The sequence below is a fragment of the Streptomyces sp. TRM70350 genome, assembly GCF_019219825.1.
Classification (GTDB): Bacteria; Actinomycetota; Actinomycetes; order Streptomycetales; family Streptomycetaceae; genus Streptomyces.
This window is the reverse complement of sequence record NZ_JAHUXH010000032.1, coordinates 42,529-65,204: the sequence shown is the minus strand read 5'-3', so window position 1 is coordinate 65,204 and position 22,676 is coordinate 42,529. Positions and strand designations below refer to the sequence as shown.

At 71.5% G+C, this 22,676-nt stretch carries 18 protein-coding genes and 1 pseudogene; 12 read left to right on the top strand and 7 right to left on the bottom strand.

Annotated elements, in window-relative coordinates:
- The first annotated feature begins 56 nt into the window (after window positions 1-56).
- From cofD to KWI83_RS31945, 3 genes are read left to right on the top strand one after another with little or no spacing between them, the layout of a single operon-like run.
- Entirely contained in the window at window positions 57-1,016 is a 960-nt protein-coding gene (gene cofD, locus KWI83_RS31955; RefSeq protein ID WP_218517873.1) for a 2-phospho-L-lactate transferase, read from the top strand.
- Complete coding sequence (locus KWI83_RS31950; protein WP_218517872.1) at window positions 1,013-2,308, top strand: coenzyme F420-0:L-glutamate ligase; 1,296 nt, start codon at window positions 1,013-1,015, stop codon at window positions 2,306-2,308. Before cofD ends, KWI83_RS31950 begins: the two co-directional genes overlap by 4 nt.
- A 59-nt stretch (window positions 2,309-2,367) precedes the next feature.
- On the top strand, window positions 2,368-3,372 hold the full coding sequence (locus tag KWI83_RS31945; RefSeq protein WP_218517871.1) for a DNA-3-methyladenine glycosylase: 1,005 nt from the start codon (window positions 2,368-2,370) through the stop codon (window positions 3,370-3,372).
- A gap of 208 nt (window positions 3,373-3,580) precedes the next feature.
- Here the strand turns inward: KWI83_RS31945 and KWI83_RS31940 are convergent, their stop codons facing one another.
- Window positions 3,581-4,663: an NDP-sugar synthase gene (locus KWI83_RS31940; RefSeq protein WP_218517870.1), complete on the bottom strand. Its 1,083-nt coding sequence runs from the start codon at window positions 4,661-4,663 to the stop codon at window positions 3,581-3,583.
- A gap of 176 nt (window positions 4,664-4,839) precedes the next feature.
- Window positions 4,840-6,207, bottom strand: coding sequence for a peptidoglycan recognition protein (locus KWI83_RS31935; RefSeq protein ID WP_256363079.1), 1,368 nt, complete (start codon window positions 6,205-6,207; stop codon window positions 4,840-4,842).
- 129 nt (window positions 6,208-6,336) lie between these two features.
- Here KWI83_RS31935 and KWI83_RS31930 point away from each other — a divergent pair, with 129 nt between their 5' ends.
- From KWI83_RS31930 to KWI83_RS31915, 4 genes are all read left to right on the top strand, one after another.
- The gene (locus KWI83_RS31930; protein ID WP_218517869.1) at window positions 6,337-7,092 is read left to right on the top strand and encodes a TIGR03089 family protein; all 756 of its coding nucleotides are present in this window, start codon (window positions 6,337-6,339) and stop codon (window positions 7,090-7,092) included.
- 177 nt (window positions 7,093-7,269) lie between these two features.
- Window positions 7,270-8,517, top strand: coding sequence for an LCP family protein (locus KWI83_RS31925; RefSeq protein WP_218517868.1), 1,248 nt, complete (start codon window positions 7,270-7,272; stop codon window positions 8,515-8,517).
- Between the two features lie 246 nt (window positions 8,518-8,763).
- Window positions 8,764-10,500, top strand: a complete 1,737-nt coding sequence (locus tag KWI83_RS31920; RefSeq protein WP_218517867.1) for an LCP family protein — start codon at window positions 8,764-8,766, stop codon at window positions 10,498-10,500.
- Between the two features lie 93 nt (window positions 10,501-10,593).
- Entirely contained in the window at window positions 10,594-12,279 is a 1,686-nt protein-coding gene (locus tag KWI83_RS31915; protein WP_218517866.1) for an LCP family protein, read from the top strand.
- A gap of 43 nt (window positions 12,280-12,322) precedes the next feature.
- Here KWI83_RS31915 and KWI83_RS31910 read toward each other — a convergent pair whose 3' ends face one another.
- Window positions 12,323-13,357, bottom strand: coding sequence for a glycosyltransferase family 2 protein (locus tag KWI83_RS31910; protein WP_218517865.1), 1,035 nt, complete (start codon window positions 13,355-13,357; stop codon window positions 12,323-12,325).
- 138 nt (window positions 13,358-13,495) lie between these two features.
- On the opposite strand from KWI83_RS31910, the gene KWI83_RS31905 reads away from it, so the two are divergent.
- Window positions 13,496-14,959 (top strand): LCP family protein, encoded by a 1,464-nt coding sequence (locus KWI83_RS31905; RefSeq protein WP_218517864.1) that lies wholly within the window; start codon window positions 13,496-13,498, stop codon window positions 14,957-14,959.
- Between the two features lie 280 nt (window positions 14,960-15,239).
- Here the strand turns inward: KWI83_RS31905 and KWI83_RS31900 are convergent, their stop codons facing one another.
- Window positions 15,240-15,806, bottom strand: a complete 567-nt coding sequence (locus KWI83_RS31900; protein WP_218517863.1) for an acyl-CoA thioesterase — start codon at window positions 15,804-15,806, stop codon at window positions 15,240-15,242.
- A 119-nt stretch (window positions 15,807-15,925) separates the two neighbouring features.
- On the opposite strand from KWI83_RS31900, the gene KWI83_RS31895 reads away from it, so the two are divergent.
- Window positions 15,926-17,218, top strand: coding sequence for an LCP family protein (locus tag KWI83_RS31895; RefSeq protein WP_218517862.1), 1,293 nt, complete (start codon window positions 15,926-15,928; stop codon window positions 17,216-17,218).
- Between the two features lie 128 nt (window positions 17,219-17,346).
- A pseudogene (locus KWI83_RS31890) lies at window positions 17,347-17,553 on the top strand (HAD-IA family hydrolase); the annotation flags it as partial.
- 26 nt (window positions 17,554-17,579) lie between these two features.
- Here KWI83_RS31890 and KWI83_RS31885 read toward each other — a convergent pair.
- Window positions 17,580-17,930: a four-helix bundle copper-binding protein gene (locus tag KWI83_RS31885; RefSeq protein WP_218517861.1), complete on the bottom strand. Its 351-nt coding sequence runs from the start codon at window positions 17,928-17,930 to the stop codon at window positions 17,580-17,582.
- A gap of 213 nt (window positions 17,931-18,143) precedes the next feature.
- Window positions 18,144-19,301 carry an acyl-CoA dehydrogenase gene (locus tag KWI83_RS31880; RefSeq protein WP_218517860.1) on the bottom strand — a complete coding sequence of 386 codons (1,158 nt, stop codon included), beginning with the start codon at window positions 19,299-19,301 and terminating at the stop codon, window positions 18,144-18,146.
- A 184-nt stretch (window positions 19,302-19,485) separates the two neighbouring features.
- On the opposite strand from KWI83_RS31880, the gene KWI83_RS31875 reads away from it, so the two are divergent.
- Window positions 19,486-20,829 (top strand): UDP-glucose/GDP-mannose dehydrogenase family protein, encoded by a 1,344-nt coding sequence (locus KWI83_RS31875; protein WP_218517859.1) that lies wholly within the window; start codon window positions 19,486-19,488, stop codon window positions 20,827-20,829.
- A gap of 299 nt (window positions 20,830-21,128) precedes the next feature.
- Window positions 21,129-21,521 carry a VOC family protein gene (locus KWI83_RS39830; protein ID WP_218517858.1) on the top strand — a complete coding sequence of 131 codons (393 nt, stop codon included), beginning with the start codon at window positions 21,129-21,131 and terminating at the stop codon, window positions 21,519-21,521.
- 25 nt (window positions 21,522-21,546) lie between these two features.
- On the opposite strand, the gene KWI83_RS31860 is transcribed toward KWI83_RS39830, so the two are convergent.
- Window positions 21,547-22,668 carry a dipeptidase gene (locus tag KWI83_RS31860; RefSeq protein ID WP_218517857.1) on the bottom strand — a complete coding sequence of 374 codons (1,122 nt, stop codon included), beginning with the start codon at window positions 22,666-22,668 and terminating at the stop codon, window positions 21,547-21,549.
- Window positions 22,669-22,676 lie beyond the last annotated feature (8 nt).

Sequence of the window (22,676 nt, the reverse complement as noted above, 5' to 3'; positions counted from 1 at the left end):
GTTGTCGCAGCCGCCTGCAACACGTGCTGTCGTAGCCGCCTGCAACACTGGCTCCCATGCGCATTGTGGTTCTGGCAGGCGGCATCGGTGGTGCCCGGTTCCTGCGCGGTCTGAAGCGGGCCGTGCCGGACGCGGACATCACCGTCATCGGCAACACCGGTGACGACATCCACCTCTTCGGGCTGAAGGTCTGCCCGGACCTCGACACGGTGATGTACACGCTCGGCGGCGGCATCAACGAGGAGCAGGGCTGGGGAAGGGCCGACGAGACCTTCCACCTCAAGGAGGAACTCGCGGCGTACGGCGTGGGGCCGGAGTGGTTCGGCCTCGGCGACCGGGACTTCGCCACGCACATCGTGCGGACCCAGATGATCGGCGCGGGCTACCCGCTGAGCGCGGTCACCGAGGCGCTGTGCGACCGCTGGCAGCCCGGCGTCCGCCTCATCCCCATGACGGACGACCGCGTCGAGACGCACGTGGCCGTCGAACTGGACGGCGAGCGCAAGGCGATCCACTTCCAGGAGTACTGGGTACGGCTGCGGGCCTCGGTCCCCGCCGAGGCGGTCGTGCCGGTCGGCGCCGAGCAGGCCAAGCCCGCACCCGGTGTGCTGGAGGCGCTCGCGCAGGCCGACGTCATCCTCTTCCCGCCGTCCAACCCGGTCGTCTCGGTCGGCACGATCCTCGCCGTGCCCGGCATCCGGGAGGCGATCGCCGAGGCCGGGGTGCCGGTGGTCGGCCTCTCCCCCATCGTCGGGGACGCGCCGGTGCGCGGGATGGCCGACAAGGTGCTCGCGGCGGTCGGCGTGGAGGCCACGGCCGCGGCGGTCGCCGAGTACTACGGCTCGGGGCTGCTCGACGGCTGGCTCGTGGACACCGTGGACGCGAGCGCGGTGGAGCGGGTCGAGGCGGCGGGCATCCGCTGCCGGGCCGTACCCCTGCTGATGACCGACGACGAGGCCGCCGCGCGGATGGCCCGCGACGCGCTGGCGCTGGCCGAGGAGGTGCGGGACGCATGACCGGCTACCGCGTCTGGGCGGTCCCCGGCCTCCCCGAGGTGGCGCCCGGGGACGACCTCGCCAAGCTGATCGCCGCCGCCGAACCGGGGCTGGCCGACGGGGACGTACTCCTCGTCACCTCGAAGATCGTCTCCAAGGCGGAGGGCCGGATCGTCCAGGCGGACGACCGGGAGGCCGCGATCGACGCCGAGACGGTACGGGTGGTGGCCCGGCGCGGGCCCCTGCGCATCGTCGAGAACCGCCAGGGCCTGATCATGGCGGCCGCAGGCGTCGACGCCTCCAACACGCCCACCGGGACGGTGCTGTTGCTGCCCAAGGACCCGGACGCGTCCGCGCGCGCGATCCGGAGCGGACTGCGCGACACCCTGGGCGTCAACGTCGGCGTGATCGTCACCGACACCTTCGGGCGCCCCTGGCGCTCGGGGCTCACCGATGTGGCGATCGGCGCCGCCGGCGTGCGCGTACTCGACGATCTGCGCGGGGGCACGGACGCGTACGGCAATCCGCTCAGCGCCACCGTCGTCGCCACCGCCGACGAGCTCGCCGCGGCGGGCGACCTGGTCAAGGGCAAGGCGGCCGGGCTGCCGGTCGCGGTCGTACGCGGTCTGCCGCACGCGGTGGCCGAGGGGGACGGGGAAGGAGCGCGGGCATTGGTACGGGGCGCACGTGACGACATGTTCCGGCTCGGCACGTCGGAGGCGGTGCGCGAGGCGGTGACCCAGCGGCGTACGGTCCGGTCCTTCACGGACGAGCCCGTGGACCCCGGCGCGGTACGCCGAGCCGTGGCCGCGGCCGTGACGGCACCGGCGCCGCACCACACGACGCCGTGGCGTTTCGTCCTGCTGGAGTCTCCCGCGTCGCGGACCGGGCTGCTGGACGCCATGCGGGACGCCTGGATCGCGGACCTGCGGCGGGACGGCAAGACGGAGGAGTCCATCGCCAAGCGGGTACGCCGCGGGGACGTGCTGCGCAACGCGCCGTACCTGGTGGTCCCCTGCCTGGTCATGGACGGCTCCCACACCTACGGGGACGCGCGGCGGGACGGGGCCGAGCGGGAGATGTTCGTGGTCGCCGCCGGGGCGGGCGTACAGAACTTCCTGGTGGCGCTGGCCGGGGAGCGGCTGGGCTCGGCGTGGGTGTCGTCGACGATGTTCTGCCGGGACGTGGTGCGCGAGGTACTGCGGCTGCCCGCGGACTGGGATCCCATGGGCGCGGTGGCGGTCGGCCACCCGGCGGAGGAACCGCGGCCGCGACCGGAGCGGGACGCGGGGACGTTCATCGAGGTGCGGTGACCATGCCGCTCCGACGCCTACTCTCATAGGGCAGCCCCTCTACCCCTGGGATCACCTTCGTGGCCGGACGTTTCGCTCCCCGCCCCACCCGCACGACGGTGCGCGGTGGGGAGGTCGTCGTGCCCGCGGGCGTGCCGCGGCAGATGGCGCGGACGGCGGGGCGGGTCCGGACCTGGGTGCCGGACGGGCCGCTGGACCTCGGGCTGGTGCTGGGTCCGTTGCGGCGGGGCCCCGGGGATCCGACCTTCCGGACAACGCCGGACGGGTCGGTGTGGCGCGCGTGCCTCACACCGGCCGGGCCGGGAACGTTGCGGGTGTCGGCGCATGGCACGCAGGTGCGGGGCGAGGCATGGGGCCCCGGCGCGGACTGGCTCCTCGACCAGCTTCCCGACCTGCTCGGGGCCTCGGACGACCCCTCCCTCTTCGCGCCCCGGCATCGCATCGTCGCGCTGGCCCGGCATCGGCGGCCCGGCCTGCGGCTGACGCGGAGCGGGCTGGTCCTTGAGTCCCTGATTCCCTCGGTCCTGGAGCAGAAGGTCACGACCGACGAGGCGTATCGGGCGTGGCGGTTGCTCGTACGGAAGTTCGGGGAACCGGCGCCGGGGCCGGTGCCCGGGCGGATGTGGGTCATGCCACCGCCGCGGACCTGGGCGCTGATCCCCTCCTGGGAATGGCACCGGGCCGGGGTCGACGACAAGCGGGCGTCCACGATCCTGCGGGCGGTACGGGTCGCCGCGCGGCTGGAGCAGGCGGCGGGGATGGAGCCCGGGGCCGCGCGGGCTCGGTTGGAGCTGGTGCCGGGGGTGGGGCCGTGGACGTCGGCGGAGACCGTGCAGCGCAGCCATGGGGCGCCGGACGAGGTGACCGTGGGGGATCTGCATCTGCCGGGGATCGTGGGGTGGGCGCTGGCCGGGGACCGGGACGCGGACGACTCCGTGATGCTGTCCCTGCTGGAGCCCTACGCCGGGCAACGCCATCGCGCGGCTCGCCTGATCCTGCTGAGCGGGAGGGTACCGCCGAGGAGGGCACCGAAGATGCCTCGGGGGGACATCGGGCGCTGGTAGGCGCCCTGCGCTGCGCGGGCTGCGCAGGGGCGTTGCGCAACCCGGCGCGACAGGTGCCATTGGCTGACGCAGGCGCGTTGCGCAACCCGGCGCGACGGGGTGCCGCTGCGCCCTACCCGTGCCGCCCCAGCGGCACGACTGCCCGCAGCTGCGCGCGCTGCGGCCGCCACCACGGCGACAGCCGCAGGCACCCGGCCCAACCCCAGCCCTACTGATCCGACGAGAACCGCACCGCACCCCCCGGAATCCGGGCATCGCACCACACCCGCGCCCCCTCCCGGAGTTCGTTGTCCGGACCGACCACCGCGCCATCACCGATGACCGCCCCGGTCAGGACGGAGCGTTGCCCGACGCGCGCCCGGGTGCCGATGAGGGAGTCGGTGATGACGGCGCCCGGCTCGATCACCGCGCCCGGCAGGATCGTGCTCCCGAACACCCGCGCGCCCTCCGCCACGAACGCCCCCTCGCCCACCACCGTGCCGCCGGCGAGTTTCGCGTCCGGCGCCACCCTCGCCGTAGGAAGGACAAGGCGGTCACCACAGCGTCCCGGCACCGCCGGAGACGGCGCCCGGCCCAGCACCAGGTCCGCCGAGCCCCGTACGAACGCCGCCGGCGTGCCCAGGTCCAGCCAGTACGTGGAGTCGACCATCCCCTGCAAGTGCGCCCCCGCCGACAGCAGATCCGGGAAGGTCTCGCGTTCCACGGACACCGGCCTGCCCACCGGAATCGTGTCGATCACCGAGCGCCGGAAGACGTACGCCCCCGCGTTGATCTGGTCGGTGACGATCTCCTCCGGCGTCTGCGGCTTCTCCAGGAACGCCGTCACCCGCCCCGTCTCGTCCGTGGGCACCAGCCCGTACGCCCGAGGGTCCGTCACCTGCGTCAGATGCAGGGAGACATCCGCCCCCGTCGTCTCGTGCGTCCGCACCAACGCCCTGATGTCCAGCCCCGTCAGAATGTCCCCGTTGAAGACGAGTACCGGATCCTCAGGACCGGAGTGCAGCCGCGACGCCACGTTCCGGATCGCCCCGCCCGTGCCGAGTGGCTCCTCCTCCGTGACGTACTCGATGTGCAGTCCCAGCGAGGCGCCGTCCCCGAAGTACGGCTCGAAGACCTCCGCCAGATAGGACGTGGCGAGCACGATGTGCTCCACCCCCGCCGCCCTCGCCCGCGCCAGCTGATGCGTGAGGAACGGCACCCCCGCCGCCCTGACCATCGGCTTGGGCGTGTGCACCGTGAGCGGGCGCAGCCGGGTGCCCTTGCCGCCGACCAGGAGGATCGCTTCTGTCACCTGTCGTCTCTGCTTCCTGCCGGGACCGGCCGAACTGTCTTTCGGCCGGCCAGTGTATGCAGACCGTTGTCCGGTGCCCTCGACGGCCGTACGCCCTCACCGAAAGCCCCCCACTGAACACTTCGCCTTCGCCCCCGTCGTACGCCACAGGCCCCCGCCCCACACCCTCCGGCCCCTCAGGGCCGCCCCTGGAGGCTTGACGCCTGCGACCGGATGGATCCGAGCTTGCCGTACAGGAGCTCTCCTGGGCAGTCCGTCAGGAAACCGTCCTTGTGGCCGGAGATCACGTTCAGTCGTACGTTCGTACCTTTTTTGTAGAGGTTGCCACCCCCGGACTTGAGATATGTCTTGCCCCCCGGATCGCCCCCGAAGAGGCCCAGCTTCCAGGCCGTCAACTGCCCGATGGCCTCCACCGTCGCCGTGGGCGGTGAGGTGGAGTTGAACGTGCCGAGGACGGCGATCCCCATGCTGTCGTGGTTGAAACCGAGGGTGTGCGCCCCCATGACCGGCTCCGCCACGCCCCCGGCACGCCCCTCGTAGATGTTTCCGCACTTGTCGACGAGGAAGTTGTAGCCGATGTCCCGCCAGCCCATGCTCACCACGTGGTAGCGGTAAATACTGCGGATGACGGACGGCGCCTGTGCGCAGGTGTAGTTGTTCCCGGTGGCGGTGTGGTGCACGAAGGCCACCTTGACCTGCTTCGTGTACAGGAACTCCTTCTCGCGCAGACTCTCGTCGGCGCCCCAGCCGCGCCGGGTGGTGATGCCCGGGCGCGGGCCGATGTACGGCTCGGCCAGCTGTTCCGCCGTCAACTCGGGGGCCCGCAGCACGAACATCTCGTCCTCGGTGTCCGCCCGGTCCAGGGCCGGGATCTTGGTGGCGCCGAGCGGCGCGAGCAGGGCGTTGGCCTCCGAGGCCGCGGTCGTCTCGGCGCTGAGGGGACCGGTCAGCGGGGGATCGTCATCGGCACCGCGGGCGGTGTCCGCCCGGCCGGGGTCCACGAGTTCGAGGCGGAGGCCTGAGGGGAGCGGGGCGGCCGTACGCGAGGAGGTCTCGGGCAGGACCCGTACCTCCACGCCGTCGGAGTCCCCCACCCACAACGGCGCGGTGGCGCCACGGAGCCGGCCGGAGGAGTGTTCGCTGGTGCCCGGGTCGGGGCCGTGGTCGGCGTTGTGGGTCTCGACGTCCTGCCAGCCGGACCAGGCGCCGGTGCCCACCGCACGCGTACGGACCTGGACGCGGCCGTGGAGTTCGGTGTCCGGGTCGTCCCAGGCGACGCCGACGAGCGAGAAACGCCGTACGTCCCGGCGGGGCAGGCCCTGCGCGCCGGGCGCGCCCTCGGCACGCTCACCGGCCAGAGGAACCAGCGGCAGCGACTGGGTACTGCCGGGGATGCCGGGCTGGACGGACGGGTCGGCGGCCCTCGTCCCGGCCGCCGCGCTCGGCGCCGGGAACGCGGTCGCCGTGGTCACGGGCAGGGTCAGCGGCAGGGCGAGGGCGGCGGCACAGGTCACGCCGATGGAGGAAGCAAGAAATCCACGCATGCCCCTGATACTGGGCATAGTCATATAAATCTGTCCATCGGGGAATTGACGTGCCGTCGGGGCGGATTCGCCCGAACCGGTGGCCCCGCCACTCGATGCGCGCCCGGCCGCGCGCGTACGCTTGCGCAGGTGAACGCCACCGATCGCACCCCTGCCGACCTGCTGCGTTCCGCGCTCGCCGCGGACCCCGCGCGCCCCCTGGTCACGTTCTACGACGACGCCACCGGAGAACGGGTCGAACTGTCCGTGGCCACCTTCGCCAATTGGGTGGCCAAGACGGCGAACCTGATCCAGGACGGACTGTCGGCCGAGCCCGGCGACCGGGTGGCGCTGCTGCTGCCCGCGCATTGGCAGACGGCGGTGTGGCTGCTGGCGTGTTCGTCGGTCGGCGTGCTCGCGGACATGGACGGCGATCCGGCCTGGGCGGACTTCGTGGTGGCCGGGCCCGGCCGGTTCGAGGACGGGCTCGCCTGCCGCGGCGAGCGGTACGCGCTGTCGCTGGCACCGCTGGGGCGGCGCTTCCCGTCGCCGCCGGAGGGGTACGCCGACTACGCCGTGGACGTGCCGAGTCACGGCGACCGGTTCACGCCGTACGCGCCGGTGGACCCGGAGGCGCCCGCGCTGATCGTGGCCGGGGCGGAGTACACCGCGGCGGAGGTCGTGGAGCGGGCGGCGGGCGACGCGCCCGGGCTGGATCTGACGGGGCCCGGATCGCGGATCCTGTCCGCACTGCCGTACGACACCTGGGAGGGCCTCAGCGCCGGGCTGTACGCGCCGCTCGCCATCGGCGGGTCCGTGGTGCTGTGCCGGAACCTGGACCGGCTGGACGGCGAGTCCCTGGCCAAGCGGATCGAGGCCGAGCGCGTCACGGCGACGGCCCGCTGAGCGCTCCGCTGGAGGGCCGCGATGTGCCGTCGGTGGTCCGCGGCGCCGTTGCGGCCGGTCGCCTCACCCGTTCAGCCCACCCCCACCCGCGCCCCCACCCCGTCCGGGTCATGGTCGTAGGAGCAGTGTCACAAGACTCCATGAGGGGTGGATTCCGTCGTGAGGGACACCGCAGGCATGCCATCCGGGGGTCCGGACGACGACACGCCGGCGGTGGTTCTCGGGCCGGGCGCCGGGGTGTCGGCGACCGGCGACGGGCTCATACGCCGACGCCGGCGGCGCTGGATACGGGGCGGCACGGCGGGGGTCGCGGCGGTCGTCGCGGGCGCGCTGGCCGCCGGGTGGATCGTGTACGCCAAGCTCGACGGGAACATCACGCCCGACGAGGCCGCGGCCGCCGAGCTCGCGCGCTACGAGCGGGAGCGGCCCACCGCGCTGGTGCGGGGCGCGCAGAACATCCTGCTCGTCGGGTCGGACTCACGGGCCGGGGCGGGCAACCGCACGTACGGGCGGGACACCGGGACCGAGCGGTCCGACACCACCATCCTGTTGCATCTGTCGGCCGGGCGCCGCAGCGCCACCGCCGTCTCGATCCCCCGCGACCTGATGGTGGACGTCCCGAGCTGCCGGCGCCCGGACGGCAGCCGCACCGACCCGGTGTTCGCGATGTTCAACCACGCCTTCGAGACGGGCGGTTCGGCCTGCACGATCCGTACCGTCGAGCGGATGACGGACATCCGGATCGACCATCACGCGGTCGTCGACTTCAGCGGGTTCAAGAAGCTGGTCGACGCCGTCGGCGGCGTACGGATCTGCCTGGCCGAGCCGATCGTCGACAAGGAGGCCAAGCTCCGGCTGCCCGCGGGCACCGTGACGCTCGACGGCGAGCAGGCCCTCGGCTACGTCCGCGCCCGCAAGTCCCTCGGCGACGGCAGCGACACCGACCGGATGGAGCGCCAGCAGCGATTCCTCGCGGCGCTGGTGCAGAAGCTGCGCGGCAGTGACGTACTGCTGAATCCCGTGAAGCTGTACCCCGTGCTGGACGCGGCCACCTCGTCGCTCACCACGGACCCGGGGCTGGCAAGTCTGCGCGGTTTGTACGACCTTGTCCGTGGGCTGCGCGACATTCCCACGGAACGCGTGCAGTTCCTGACAGTGCCGCGGGAGTCCTATGCCCGCAATGCCAATCGCGACCAGTTGAGGGAACCCGAAGCCGAGCGGCTCTTCGAGCGGTTGCGCACCGACGCCCCGGTGCGGGTCTCGGGGAAGGCCGTGCTGGATTTCCGCGAAAGCTCCTCGGAGGGGAGCGGGGGTGCGGATTCGCAGTCGGACGGTTACGGGGAGTACGCCGATTCCCTCCTGGCCCCGGTTTCCCCGGCGCCCACGTTCAGCGGGAAGACCGCCGCCGAGGACGGCTGCCGGTAAAGCGGGCACCAAGTCGGCGAACTTTCGTTCCAGGAAATGGGCGGATTGCCCAGTTGTAGGGACGTGGAATTGGTCACCGCCGTCGCTCGGCGCTGAACTGGCCGGATAGTGTGAGCGCTTCGGTGCACCCGACCCCCGGCCACGCAGTCCATTTCCGGGGTCGCGCACTGTGTACGTGGTTTGTACGAGACCGAGCGCCTCAAGGGGGAAGGCGCCGCGTGGCCCCGACGGAGGATTCAGACAACCGTGGACGCGCAAGGCCGTGGGCGGGCGGAGAACATCGACCCCGCAGACCAGTGGGTACTCAATCCGAACACCGGCGAATACGAACTGCGACTGAGTCCTTCCGCACCGCAGTCGACGGTTCCCGGCCCGCGCAGAGCAGGCTCCCGCGGCACCGGCGGATCCCCCCGCGCCCGTACGCCGGTCCCCGGCCGTCAGCAGCAGAACGCCCCGGGCCATGAGATCCCGGGCCCGCGCAGGCGCCGCGGCGCACCCGCCGAACCCCCGTCGGCACGACGTGGCCGCCGACCCGCGAAGAAGGCGAACGGGAAGAAGGCCGTGCTGTGGACCGGCGGCACCATGGCCTTCATCCTCCTCGCGGTGGCGGGCGCCGGATACATCTACATCGAGCACCTCAACGACAACATCACCTCCGTCGCCGACGACGGCGCCAGCACCGGTGGCTTCCAGAAGGACAAGGCCATCAACATCCTGCTGATCGGCACCGACAAGCGCACCGGCGCGGGCAACGAGTCCTACGGCGACGCGGGCAGCCCCGGCCACGCGGACACCACCATCCTGCTGCACGTGTCCAAGGACCGCTCCAACGCGACCGCGCTCAGCATCCCCCGCGACCTGATCGTGGACGTCCCGGACTGCCCGACCACGCAGGCGGACGGCTCCACCAAGGTGATCCCGGGCTCGACGAACGTCCGCTTCAACACCAGCCTCGGCCAGAGCGGACGGACCCCCTCCTGCACCATGCGCACGGTCACCGAGCTGACCGGGATCACGCCGGACAACTTCATGGTCGCCGACTTCAACGCGGTCAAGACGCTGACCACGGCGGTCGGCGGCGTCGAGGTGTGTCTGGCCAAGGACATCAACGACCGGGACTCCAAGCTGAACCTGCCGGCCGGCACGCACACCATCGAGGGCGAGCAGGCGCTGGCGTACGTCCGCACCCGGCACTCCGTGGGCACCGGCGGCGACCTGAGCCGGATCAACCTCCAGCAGCAGTTCCTCAGCGCGCTGATGCGCAAGCTGAAGTCCAACGACACGCTCACCAACCCGTCGAAGATGCTGAAGCTGGCCGAGGCGGGCACCAAGGCGCTGACCGTCGACTCCCAGCTGGACAGCATCGGCAAGCTCAAGGACCTCGGTCTGGAGCTGGGCAAGCTCAACACCAAGAACCTGACGTTCACCACCGTGCCGGTCGTCGACAACCCGGCCGAGACGGTGAAGGCGACCGTCGTGGTCGACCAGACGAAGGCACCCGAGGTCTTCGAGGCCATCAAGAACGACGTCTCCTTCACCGAGGTCAAACAGCAGAAGGCGCAGGAGAAGGCCTCGGTGGCCGCCCGGCTCAAGGGCAGCAAGGCCGACCCCTCCGAGGTGCGGGTGCGGATCCTCAACGGCGGCGCCCCGGCGGGCAGCGCCCAGGAGACCCTCAACTGGCTGCAGAACGACGAGGGCGTGACGAAGTCCGAGAACGCGGGCAACGCGGACGAGGAACTGAGCAAGACCACCCTGGAGTACGCGCCCGAGCAGGCGGACCAGGCACGCAGGCTGGCCGCCATCATGGGCCTGGCCGGGTCCGCGATGAAGCCCGGCGAGAGCGTGGAGAACTCCCAGGGCCTGCCCACGATGACGCTGACGCTGGGCAAGGACTTCAAGGGTGCGGGCGTCTCCCTCACCGCTCCGACGAAGGCGCCGGACGTCGAGAAGTCCACGGCAGACAAGGTCGAGTGCGCCCAATAGTGAATTGGGGGGTAACCCAACGGGTCCGTCGCGCGTCTGACTTGGCGCGGGGCGGACCCGTGTGGGCAGGCGCAGGGGTGGGAGGGCAGGCAAGTGGCGCAGACGGGTGTGCGCAAAGAGGTGCCCGTGGTGGAGGACGAGGGCACGGGGTTCCCCACCACGCGGGACGAGGGATCCACGGACGCGGCGGACGGCCGCGGGCGGCACGGCGGCGGGCGGCACGGCGGCGGCGGGCGGCGCGGGGGGCGCCGCGGCACCGCGCGGAGCCCGCGCAGACGGCGTGCGCTGCGCTGGTCGGCGACGGTGCTGTCGGTGGTCATACTCGGCACCGCCGGCGCGGGCTACCTCTACTACCAGAACCTCAACGACAACCTGGAGACCGGCCGGCGCAGCGGCGGTGACTCCAAGGCCGAGAAGCCTCAGCCGAACGCGGCCGGGCAGACGCCGCTGAACATCCTGCTGATCGGCTCCGACAGCCGGAACACGGCGGAGAACCTGGAACTCGGCGGCTCCAGGAGCAGCGTCGGCAGCAAGCCGCTCGCGGACGTGCAGATGCTGGTCCACCTCTCGGCGGACCGCAAGAGCGCCTCCGTGGTGAGCATCCCGCGTGACACCCGGGTGGACATACCCGCGTGCACGGACCCGGAGACCGGCGAGACCTACCCGGCGACCAACCGGATCATCAACGAGTCCCTCGCCCGGGGCGGCGCCGGCTGCACGCTGACCACCTGGGAGAACCTCACCGGGGTCTACATCGACCACTGGATGACGATCGACTTCGCGGGTGTGGTCAGCATCGCCGACGCGGTCGGCGGCGTCGAGGTCTGTGTGCGGCAGAACGTGTGGGACCGCCCGCTGCCCGGCGTGCCCGGCGGCTCCGGGCTGAAGCTGAAGGCCGGCAAGCAGAAGGTGCAGGGCAAGCAGGCGTTGCAGTGGCTGCGCACCCGGCACGCCTTCTACAGCGACGTGGGCCGGGCCAAGGCCCAGCACATGTACATGAACTCGATGATCCGCACCCTGAAGCAGCAGAACGTCTTCACGGACACCGGCCGGCTGATGAACCTCGCCGAGACGGCCACGAAGGCGCTGAAGGTCTCGGAGGAGATCGGCAGGGTGGAGCAGCTGTACGACCTCGCCATGCAGTTGAAGACGGTGCCGACGAACCGCATCACCATGACGACCCTGCCGACGGTCACCGACCCGCAGAACGCCAACCATCTGGTGCCGGCCGGGGCGGACGCCGAGAAGATCTGGGCGATGATCCGGGACGACGTGGCCTTCGACAAGAACGGCAAGGCGTCGTCGGAGAAGACCGGGAGCACTCAGGAGAGCTTGCAGAAGGAGTCCGGCGACCCCGCAGCCGACGACGCCGAGATCGGGGTCCTGGTGCAGAACGCCACCCGGTCCGACTCCGAGGGCGCGGTCGACGGTCGGGCGGGTGCGCTCGCCGCGGCGCTCGTGGAGAAGGGCTTCACGCGGGCCGCGGCGGACACGACCGGCGGGCTGTCCGTGGAGAAGACGGTCGTCCGCTACCCGAGCGCCGAACTGGAGGGCGACGCCCAGCGGGTCGCCAAGTCCCTCGGGATACCGCTGAGTTCGGTGCAGAAGTCGACCGATGTCAGCGGGGTCACGCTGGTCGTGGGCGCCGACTGGCGCAGCGGGACGACGTACCCGAAGCAGACGGCCCCGGAGGCCGGGGACGTGCCGGAGTCGGCGGGCGCGATCAACGGGTCGGACCGCGGCCAGTGCATGGACGTGTACGCGCCCTACCGCTGGTAGAGCGCGCCGGGGGCGTGCCCGGTGGCACGCCCCCGAGGGACGCTCACGCGGAGGCGGAGTCCCGCACGGCCGGCCGCCGGGACGCGATGACCCGCCTCGCCAGCGACCTGGGGCTGGTCAGGAAGCCGTACCCCCACGACATGTGCATCGTGGCGAGGGCGACGGGGATCTGCAGCCGGGCCTTCAGGGGCAGGCCCTTGCCCGCCGGTACGGAGCCGAGGGCGATCGCCGCCAGGTAGCCGCCGGGGATCACGAACCCCCACGGCGTCAGCGCGGCGCCCACGACCAGACCGGCCGCGATCGCGCACACGGCGGTCGGCGGGGCGAGGTAGCGCAGGTTGATGGAACCGGCGTGGTAGCGGGCGACGACGTGCCGCCAACGGCCGTAGTCCTTGTACTGCTTGGCCAGCGCCCTCACGCTGGGCCGCGGCCGGTACGACACCTTCAGCTCCGGCGAGAACCAGATCAGCCCGCCCGCCTCGCGGATCCGGAAGTTCAGCTCCCAGTCCTGGGCGCGGATGAACTCCTCGTTGTACCCGCCCTGTTGTTCGAGAGCCGCGCGGCGGAAGACGCCGAGGTAGACGGTCTCCGCGGGCCCCGCCTGGCCGCCGGTGTGGAACGCGGCGTTCCCGACGCCGATCTTCGACGTCATCGCGGCGGCGACGGCGTGCTCCCAGTCGTTCTCGCCCTCGGCGTGCATGATGCCGCCGACGTTCTGCGCGCCGGTCTCCTCCAGGAGCCGTACGGCGGTCGCGATGTAGTTCGGGGACAGCATGCCGTGGCCGTCGACGCGGACCACGATCGGGTGCCGGGAGGCCTTGATCGCGGCGTTCAGCGCGGCGGGCGTCCGGCCGGTCGGGTTGGGGACCGTGTGCACCCGGGGGTCCTCGGCGACCAGCTCGGCCGCGATCTCGTCCGTGCGGTCCGTGGACGGGCCGAGGGCGATCACGACCTCCATCTCGCCGGCGTACTCCTGGGCGAGGATCGCGTGGACGGCGCCGCGCAGATGCCGCTCCTCGTTGAGGACGGGCATGATCACGGACACGGCGGGGAGCTGCACGTCGGGATTGGCGTTCATAGGGGGCTCACGTTACCGCGAACGGGGGACAGCGAGACGCCCCGCCCGTGGCGGTGCACCGGGCCACAGATCGTATGGGCCTACGGTGCTCATGATCCCACGTACGACCGCAGCGCCCGCTCCAGCGGAGGTTTTCCCATGCCCGCCTCGCCGCCTCGGTCCCCTGCCCGGCCGCAGCGCCGCCCGCAACCCCGCCCCGCGGTGCGTCCGCCCGTACGGCGGAAGAAGCCGCGTTGGGCCATGCGGGCGATCACCACGCTGTCCGTGGTGATCCTCGCCTCGGCCGGGATCGGGCACGCGGTGGTCAGCAGCCTGGACGCGGGCATCACCCGGGTCGACCCGTTCCGGGACATGAAGAACCGGCCGCGGGCCGGGCACGGCATGAACGTGCTGCTGGTCGGCACCGACGGCCGGGACAAGATCTCCCAGGCCGAGCGGCGCAAGTACCGCCTCGGCGGGGCGCCCTGCCACTGCACCGACACGATCATGATCGTGCACATCTCGGAGGACCGGAAGCGGGCCAGCGTGGTGAGCCTGCCGCGCGACTCCTACGCCGAGCTGCCCGCGCACATCGACCACACCACCGGCAAGCGGCACGCGGCGCATCCGGTCAGGCTGAACGCGGCGTACTCGGAGGGCGGGCCCCAGCTCACCGTGCGCACGGTCGAGCGCATGACGCGCGTGAAGATCGACCACTATCTGGAGATCGACTTCACCAGCTTCATGCGGACGGTGGACGTGCTCGGCGGCGTGAAGATCTGCACCGCGCGCCCGCTGAAGGACTCCCACACCGGCCTGAACCTCCCCGCCGGCACACACCGGCTCTCGGGCGGCCAGGCCCTGCAGTACGTCCGCGCCCGCTACGTCGACGGGGCGTCCGACCTCGGCCGGATGCAGCGCCAGCAGCACTTCCTGGCCGCGCTGATCGACCAGTCGACGTCGTCCGGGGTGCTGCTGAACCCGATGAAGTTCCGGGACGTGATGCGGGCGGTGCTGGGCTCCGTCCGCGCGGACAAGAGCTTCGGCACGGAGGAACTGCTGGACCTCGGCCGGGCGATGCGCAGCTTCTCCCCGTCCTCCTCGGAGTTCGCGACGGTCCCCATCGGCCGGATGGGATACCCCGTGAAGGGCATCGGTTCGACCCTGAAGTGGGACCCCGTGAGGTCCGGCCGCCTCTTCCGGGCCCTGCGCGACGACAAGCCACTGGCCGCGGGCCGCCCCAAGGACACGTCGGTACGCGTGGAGGTGGCACCCCAGCAGATCCGCGTCCAGGTGGAGAACGGCACGAAGACCCCCGGCCTCGGCCGCCGCGCGGACGCCGCCCTGGCGGCCACGGGCTTCAGCACCACCCGCCGGCCGACGAACGCCGCGACCCAGTCCGTCCGCCGGACGATCATCGCCTACGACCCCCGTTGGGACCGCTCCGCGAGGTCCCTCGCGGCGGCCCTGCCCGGCAGCGAGCTGCGACCGGTCAAGGGACAGGGCGCGACGCTCAAGGTGATCGTCGGGACGGACTACCGGCAGGTACGGAAGGTGAAGGCGACGGATGTGCGGGAGGGGGAGTTCGGGGTGGTGCGGGGGGACGAGGTGAAGTGCTCGTAGCGCCACGCCAGTCGACGACCCCGTCCGCGCTCGCAAGCAAGCGTCGGCTCTCGAAGCGCTCCACGCCCGTTGGGGGTCCTTGCACTATGAGCGTCCGATCAGGTCGCGTGGTCTGGTGCCGTGCATCGCAAGGCGCCGGAGCGCCCTGGTAGCGCCGCTACCTGGGCGTTTCGGCAACGCGGCGAGGTGCGGTGCCAGGCCGCGCGACCCGGGCGGGCAGAGTGCAAGGACCCCTTAGTAAGCGTCGGCTCTCGACGCCCTCCGCCCTCATGGGGCTTTGTCAGTCCTCGAACCCCTCCGCCGCCCGCTTCTCCCGCAGCTCCATGATCGCCCGGCGGCGTGCCAGCCGGTGGGTGCGGCGGATCTGGGCCTCCTGGTAGCGGCGCTTGTCGCGCTCCGTCTCCGGTATGACCGGTGGGACCCGGCGGGGCTTGCCGTCGGCGTCGACCGCGGCGAAGACGAGGTAGGCGGAGCCGACCTGGGTGGGCGGGGTGGACTCGTTCCAGCGTTCGGCCAGGACCCGGACGCCGACCTCCATCGAGGTCCGGCCGGTCCAGTTGACCTGGGCCTTGACGTGGACCAGGTCACCGACGCGGACCGGCTCCAGGAACGCCATCTCGTCCATGGACGCGGTGACGGCGGGGCCGCCGCTGTGCCGGCCGGCGACCGCGCCCGCCGCGTCGTCGACCAGCTTCATGATCACGCCGCCGTGCACGGTGCCCAGCAGGTTCGTGTCGCTGTGGGTCATGATGTGGCTGAGAGTGGTCCGGGAGGCGGAGGTGGGCTTACCCGGGATGTCCGGAGTGTCCGGGGTCTCCGGCTCCGGGGCGCTGGCCTGGTCTGTCATGGCCTCCACCTTATGCCGAGGTGAAGGCCGTGGATTTTGTGTCAGCTTCGCAACAGCCGCGCTGTGATTTTCCGCCGAACCTTGTAAGGCACACATCCACGCCCTGCACACTGGGGCGCATGAATGACTGGCCCCAGGGATGGTCCGACGACAACCGCGGCACCCGGTACGGACGCGGCAGCGCAGGCGCGCAGCCCGAAGGCGCCCGCGTGATGCGCCAGGTGCGGCGCGGCCCGACGGCACCGCCCGGCGGCGGCCAGGCGACACCGCCGTACGTCCCGCAGCAGCCGTCGTACGTCGACGGACGGGGATACGACGGTTACGACAGCGGTTATAACACCGGCCAGGTGTACGGCACCCCGGGCGGCCGGGGCCCCGGCGGACCCGGCGGACCCGGCGACGGCTACGGCGGGCCTGCGCCGCGGCCCGCGCCGAACTGGCGGCGCCGTATCAAGGTGACGTCGATCACGGTGGTGACCGTGCTGGTCGTCACGCTCGTCGGCACGTACTTCTGGGCCGACTCCAAGCTCAACCGCGAGGTCGACCTGTCGAAGGTGATCGACCGGCCGGAAGCGGGCGAGGGCACGAACTACCTCATCGTCGGCTCCGACAGCCGTGAGGGCATGACCGACGAGCAGAAGAAGGAACTGCACACCGGGTCCGCCGAGGGCAAGCGCACGGACTCGATGATGATCCTGCACACCGGCAGCAACGGCTCGACCCTGATCTCGCTGCCGCGCGACTCGGACGTGGAGATACCGACGTTCGTCGGCTCCGAGTCCGGCAAGACGTACCAGGGCACGGGCCGGCATGTGAAGCTCAACGCGGCCTACGCCGAGGACGGGCCCGAACTGCTGGTCCGCACCGTCGAGTTCAACACCGGACTGCACATCGACCACTACGTCGAGATCGGTTTCGCCGGTTTCGCGAACATCGTGGACGCGGTCGGCGGTGTCGAGATGGACATCCCGCAGAACATCAAGGACTCCAAGTCCGGCGCGGACCTGAAGAAGGGCAAGCAGGTCCTCAACGGCGAGCAGGCCCTCGCCTTCGTCCGCACCCGGTACGCGCTGGCCGGCTCCGACCTGGACCGCACGAAGAACCAGCAGAAGTTCCTCTCCGCGCTCGCCAACCAGGTGGCCACGCCGAGCACGGTCCTCAACCCGTTCAAGCTGTACCCGACCATGGGCGCCGGCCTGGACTCCCTCGTCGTCGACAAGGACATGGGCCTGTTCGACCTCGCCGACATGTTCTGGGCGATGAAGGGCGTCAGCGGCGGCGACGGCACGTCGATGAACATGCCCCTCGCGGGCAACGCCCCCAACGGCAACCTCCAGTGGGACACGGCCAAGGTGAAGACGCTGGTCGAGCAGCTGAAGAACGACGAGAAGGTCACGGTCTCGGGTGGCTGACCCAAGTTTGAACAGCGCGGGACAGCCGCACCCCCCAAGGGGCGCGGGGAACTGCGCGACCAGCCACGACTACCCGCACCCGGCGCAGCGGACCGACCAACCGGGAGCGGGCCCCGGCGCCGCTGGTCCTGGTCGGCAGCGCCCGCGTCGGGCTGGTCAAGCCGGATCCGCGGATCTACCGCATCGCCGCCGACCTGGCGGGCGTACCGCTCGACCGGTGCCTGTTCGTGGACGGCACCCTGGAGAACGTTCAGGCGGCGGCCGCGCTCGGCATGGCCACCGTCCACTTCCGTGCACCGGCCGACCTGGAACGGGCCCTGGCGCCGCTGCTCTGAACGACGCCGGGGCCCGTCGGCGGGGCTCAGGCCACCGCGCGGCACATCTCGGCGCAGCGGCGACAGGCCTCGGCGCAGCGCATCATCTGCTCGTCGTCCGGCATGGACATACACGCCTCGGCGCACATGTCACACGCCTTGGCGCACATCGCGCACATCTCGGCCGACATCGGCGAGCGGCGCATCATCATGTCCGCGCACATGCGGGTCATCTCGGAACAGTCCATCAGCGCCCGCATGATCTGCATCTGGGCCTGCCCGCCCATCTGCATGCAGGAGCTCATGGTCTCCTCGCACACGGAGTGGCAGGACATGCAGGCCTGGACGCAGTCCTGCATCGCCTTGCTCATCGCGGTCATGGTTCCGGGCTGGGTCATGGCTCCTCCTGGGGTGGGAAAGGGGTCCGTGGTCGGGCCCCGTGCCCTTCCGTCGTACGCCTCTCCGCCACCACGCGCCATCGGGCGGACGTGAACAATTCCTCGCGAATGCCGCATCGGCAAAGCCCGTGAAGCGTCCACTAGGCGACAAAAGCCCCCGGATTCGCTCCGGGGGCTGATGTGCCGATCCGCCGAATGGCCACGGACCCGGGACTACGGCAGGTTCCGCGCCATCACGATGCGCTGGACCTGGTTCGTGCCTTCATAAATCTGCGTGATCTTGGCGTCCCGCATCATCCGCTCCACCGGATAGTCACGCGTATAGCCGTAACCGCCGAGGAGCTGGACCGCGTCCGTCGTCACCTCCATCGCCACGTCCGACGCGAAGCACTTGGCCGCGGCGCCCTGGTAGGTGAGGTCGGTGTCGCCGCGTTCGGAGGCGGCGGCGGCCTGGTAGGTCAGGGCGCGGGCGGCCGAGATCTTCATGGCCATGTCGGCGAGCATGAACTGGATGCCCTGGAAGTCGGCGATCGGCTTGCCGAACTGCTTGCGCTCCTGGACGTAGCCCTTGGCGTAGTCCAGGGCGCCCTGGGCGATGCCGAGGGCCTGGGCGGCGATGGTGATGCGGGTGTGGTCCAGGGTCTTCATCGCCGTGGCGAAGCCGGTGCCCTCCTCGCCGATCACGCGGTCGGCGGGGATACGGACGTTGTCGAGGTAGACCTCGCGGGTCGGGGAGCCCTTGATGCCGAGCTTCTTCTCGGGGGCGCCGAAGGAGACGCCCTCGTCCGACTTCTCGACGACGAAGGCGGAGATGCCCTTCGAGCGCTGGGACGGGTCCGTTACGGCCATCACCGTGTAGTACTCGGAGACGCCCGCGTTGGTGATCCAGCGCTTCACGCCGTTGAGGACGTAGTGGTCGCCGTCGCGGACCGCGCGCGTCTTCATGCCGACCGCGTCGGAGCCCGCCTCGGGCTCGGAGAGGCAGTACGAGAACATCGCGTCGCCCTTGGCGAGCGGTGTCATGTACTTCTTCTTCAGCTCTTCGGAGCCGGAGAGGAGCACCGGCAGCGAGCCCAGCTTGTTCACCGCCGGGATGAGGGAGGACGAGGCGCAGACGCGCGCCACCTCCTCGATGACGATCACCGTGGCCAGCGCGTCCGCGCCCGCTCCGCCGTACGACTCGGGTACGTGCACCGCGTGCAGGTCGTTGGCCACCAGCGCGTCCAGCGCCTCCTGCGGGAAGCGGGCCTCCTCGTCCACCGCGGCGGCATACGGCGCGATCTTCGCCTCGGCCAGCGCGCGAACGGTGTCGCGGAGCAGTTCGTGCTCCTCGGACGGGCGGTACAGGTCGAAGTCAGCCGATCCGGCCAAGGTCTCTCACGCTCCAAGGAAGACGCTGTGATGCTGCTGGCGCTAATTACCGTTAAGTAACCCAAATTTTAGGGGTCCGCCCACGGCACGGGTACGTGAGCTTGACGACAGCGGGAAAGTTGCCCGCCAGGGCCGACGGCTATGCTCGGCCCCGCACTACAGACGCTACCCAGTGGGAGTCCCCATGGCCCTCAAGATCACCGTGATCGGTACCGGTTACCTCGGCGCCACCCACGCCGCGGCCATGGCCGAACTCGGCTTCGAGGTCCTGGGGCTCGACGTCGTCCCGGAGAAGATCGAGATGCTCCGGCGGGGCGAGGTCCCCATGTACGAGCCGGGGCTTGAGGAGCTGCTGCGCAAGCATGTCGCCGGGATCGAGGGGTCCAGCGGGCGGCTGCGGTTCACCACGGACTACGCCGAGGTGGCGGCGTTCGGCGATGTGCACTTCGTCTGTGTGAACACCCCGCAGAGGCACGGCGAGTACGCCTGCGACATGAACTACGTCGACTCCGCCTTCGCCTCCCTCGCCCCGCATCTGACCGGCCCGGCCCTGGTCGTCGGCAAGTCGACGGTGCCCGTCGGCTCCGCCGACCGCCTCGCCGCCTACCTCGCCGAGCACGCGCCCGCCGGCGCGGACGCCGAACTGGCGTGGAACCCGGAGTTCCTGCGCGAGGGCTTCGCCGTGCAGGACACCCTGCACCCCGACCGGATCGTGGTCGGCGTGCGCAGCGACCGGGCCGAGAAGCTGCTGCGCGAGGTGTACGCGACGCCGGTCGCCGAGGGCTCCCCGTTCGTGGTGACCGACTTCCCGACCGCCGAGCTGGTGAAGACCTCGGCGAACTCCTTCCTCGCCACCAAGATCTCCTTCATCAACGCGATGGCGGAGGTGTGCGAGGCCGCGGGCGGCGATGTGGTGAAGCTGGCGGAGGCGATCGGGTACGACGACCGGATCGGCAAGAAGTTCCTGCGGGCCGGGATCGGCTTCGGCGGCGGCTGTCTGCCGAAGGACATCCGGGCGTTCATGGCGCGCGCCGGTGAGCTGGGGGCCGACCAGGCGCTGACCTTCCTGCGCGAGATCGACTCGATCAACATGCGCCGGCGCGGGCAGATGGTGGAGATGGCGCGGGAGGCGCTCGGCGGCGGGTCCTTCCTGGGCAAGCGGGTGGCCGTGCTCGGCGCCGCGTTCAAGCCCGACTCCGACGACGTCCGTGACTCGCCCGCGCTGAACGTCGCCGGGCAGATCCACCTCCAGGGCGGCCAGGTGACGGTGTACGACCCGAAGGGCATGGCCAACGCCCGGCGGATCTTCCCGACGCTGGGGTACGCCGACTCCGCGCGAGCGGCGGCGCGGGGGGCCGACGTCGTACTGCACCTGACGGAGTGGCGGGAGTTCCGCGAGCTGGATCCGGCCGCGCTGGGCGAGGTCGTGCAGTCCCGCGTCCTGCTGGACGGCCGCAACGCCCTCGACCCGGAGCTGTGGCGGCGGGCCGGGTGGACGTATCGCGCGATGGGCCGTCCCACCGCATAACTGTCACGGCACAGCTGTCACGGCGACGCCGGTTCGGCCGAGGCTCAGTCGGCCGAACCGGCGTCTTCCCGCATTCTGCACCACGAGCCCGCCCCTCTGGCGCCGTTCGCCCGGTACCGCCGCGTCTCCCGTCCGGACCGGCCTCACGTTCGAGGACCTGGACGCGGCCGAGGCGGGCGTGCCGGTGCGGGGCGCCCGGGCGTCGGCCGCCGAGGACCGCTCACGCAGTCGGCGTGTGTACGCGGGCCCGGCGGGGCACCCGTTCCGCCTGTGCGCCTGCTGAGCCGGGAGGTATCGCCATGGCACCCGTGGCACGTTTCCGTTCCGTCGTCCTCGACTGCCCCGACCCCCGTGCGCTCGCCCGCTTCTACGCCGAGATCGTGGGCGGCACCCCGGACGACACGGACGTCGACTGGGTCGTCCTGCAGGTCCCCGGCGGCCCGCGCCTGTCCTTCCAGCGCGTGGACGGCTACACGCCGCCGGAGTGGCCGCGCGCCGACCGCAACGCGCAGCAGTTCCACATCGACCTCGACGCCGGGTCCACCTGGGAGCAGGTGGACATGGCGGAGAAGCGGGTGCTGGGGCTGGGTGCGCGGGTGCTGGACGCGGAGGACTACGAGCGCAAGGACTTCCGGGTGTACGCGGACCCGGCGGGCCACCCGTTCTGCCTCTGCCGGATCGAGCACGACTGACACCGAAGACCTCCCTTCCGCCCGCTCAGCCGTCCAGCTCCGCGATCCGTGCCGTGGACGGCTCGCGTCGCTCCTGGGCCGCCCGGGCGGTGGAGTCCGCCGTGCGCAGCACGCGCTGCACGTTTCCCCAGGTCAGCATCGCCAGGTCGGTCTCCGGCCAGCCCCGTCGCAGCAGCTCGGCGACGAGGTGCGGGTAGCAGGAGGCGTCGGTCAGCTCCTGCGGATGGGCGCAGCCGGCGTCGTACGTGCCGGACAGGCCCACGCAGCCGGGCCCGGCGACGGTGCGGACGTGGTCGAGGTGGTCGGCGACGTCCCGGACCGTCGGCCCGGTCTGCTCCGCCGTCAGCGGTACCAGGCACAGCCCCTTCGCCGCGCCCAGCCCGGCCAGCAGGTCGTCGGGGAGGTTGGCGGGGTGGGGGCGCAGGGCGCGGGCGCCGGAGCGGGTGCACAGGACGGGCGCCTTGGAGGCGGCGAGGACGCGTTCCACGGTCGGTTGGGAGGCGCCGGAGAGGTCGGCGAGCACTCCGAGGCGGTTCATCTCGCGCACGACCTCCTCGCCGAACCGGGTCAGCCCGGCCTCGCTGGCCCAGGAGGTGCCGACGAGGGTGAGGATGCGCAGGCCGAGGGTGTGCAGGACCCGCAGCAGGCTCATGGAGTCGTCGAGCGCGGCGGCGGTGGCCGGGCCGAGGAGCACGGCGGTACGGCCGCAGTTGCGGGCGTCGACGACCTGCCCGGCGGTGCGGGCCAGGCGCAGGCCCTCGGGGTGGTTGCCGATCACCGTGCGGACCAGGTCGAGCTGCTCCAGGGTCGCGGCGACGGCCCGGTCGGCGGCCAGCCCCTCGGGCAGGTGCAGCGAGCAGAACAGCGCGCCGACATGGCCCTGCCGCAGCCGCGGGACGTCCGTGTCGACGGCGATCTCCCCCAGCTCCAGGTCGTACCAGGGCAGATGTCGCAGCGCCCACGGCAGCCCGCTGTAGCCGTCGGCGACGGGGTGGGCGGCGAGCAGGGCGCGCGCCCGGTCCAGCAGGTCGGCGTCCGGATCGTCCGGGAGGGCGTACGGACCGGCCGGGAAGGAGGCATCCAGGGACAGGGCGTCGAGCTCGCCGACCTCCGTGGGGCTGTGCAGGTCGTTGTGGAGATCGGCCATGGCGGGCT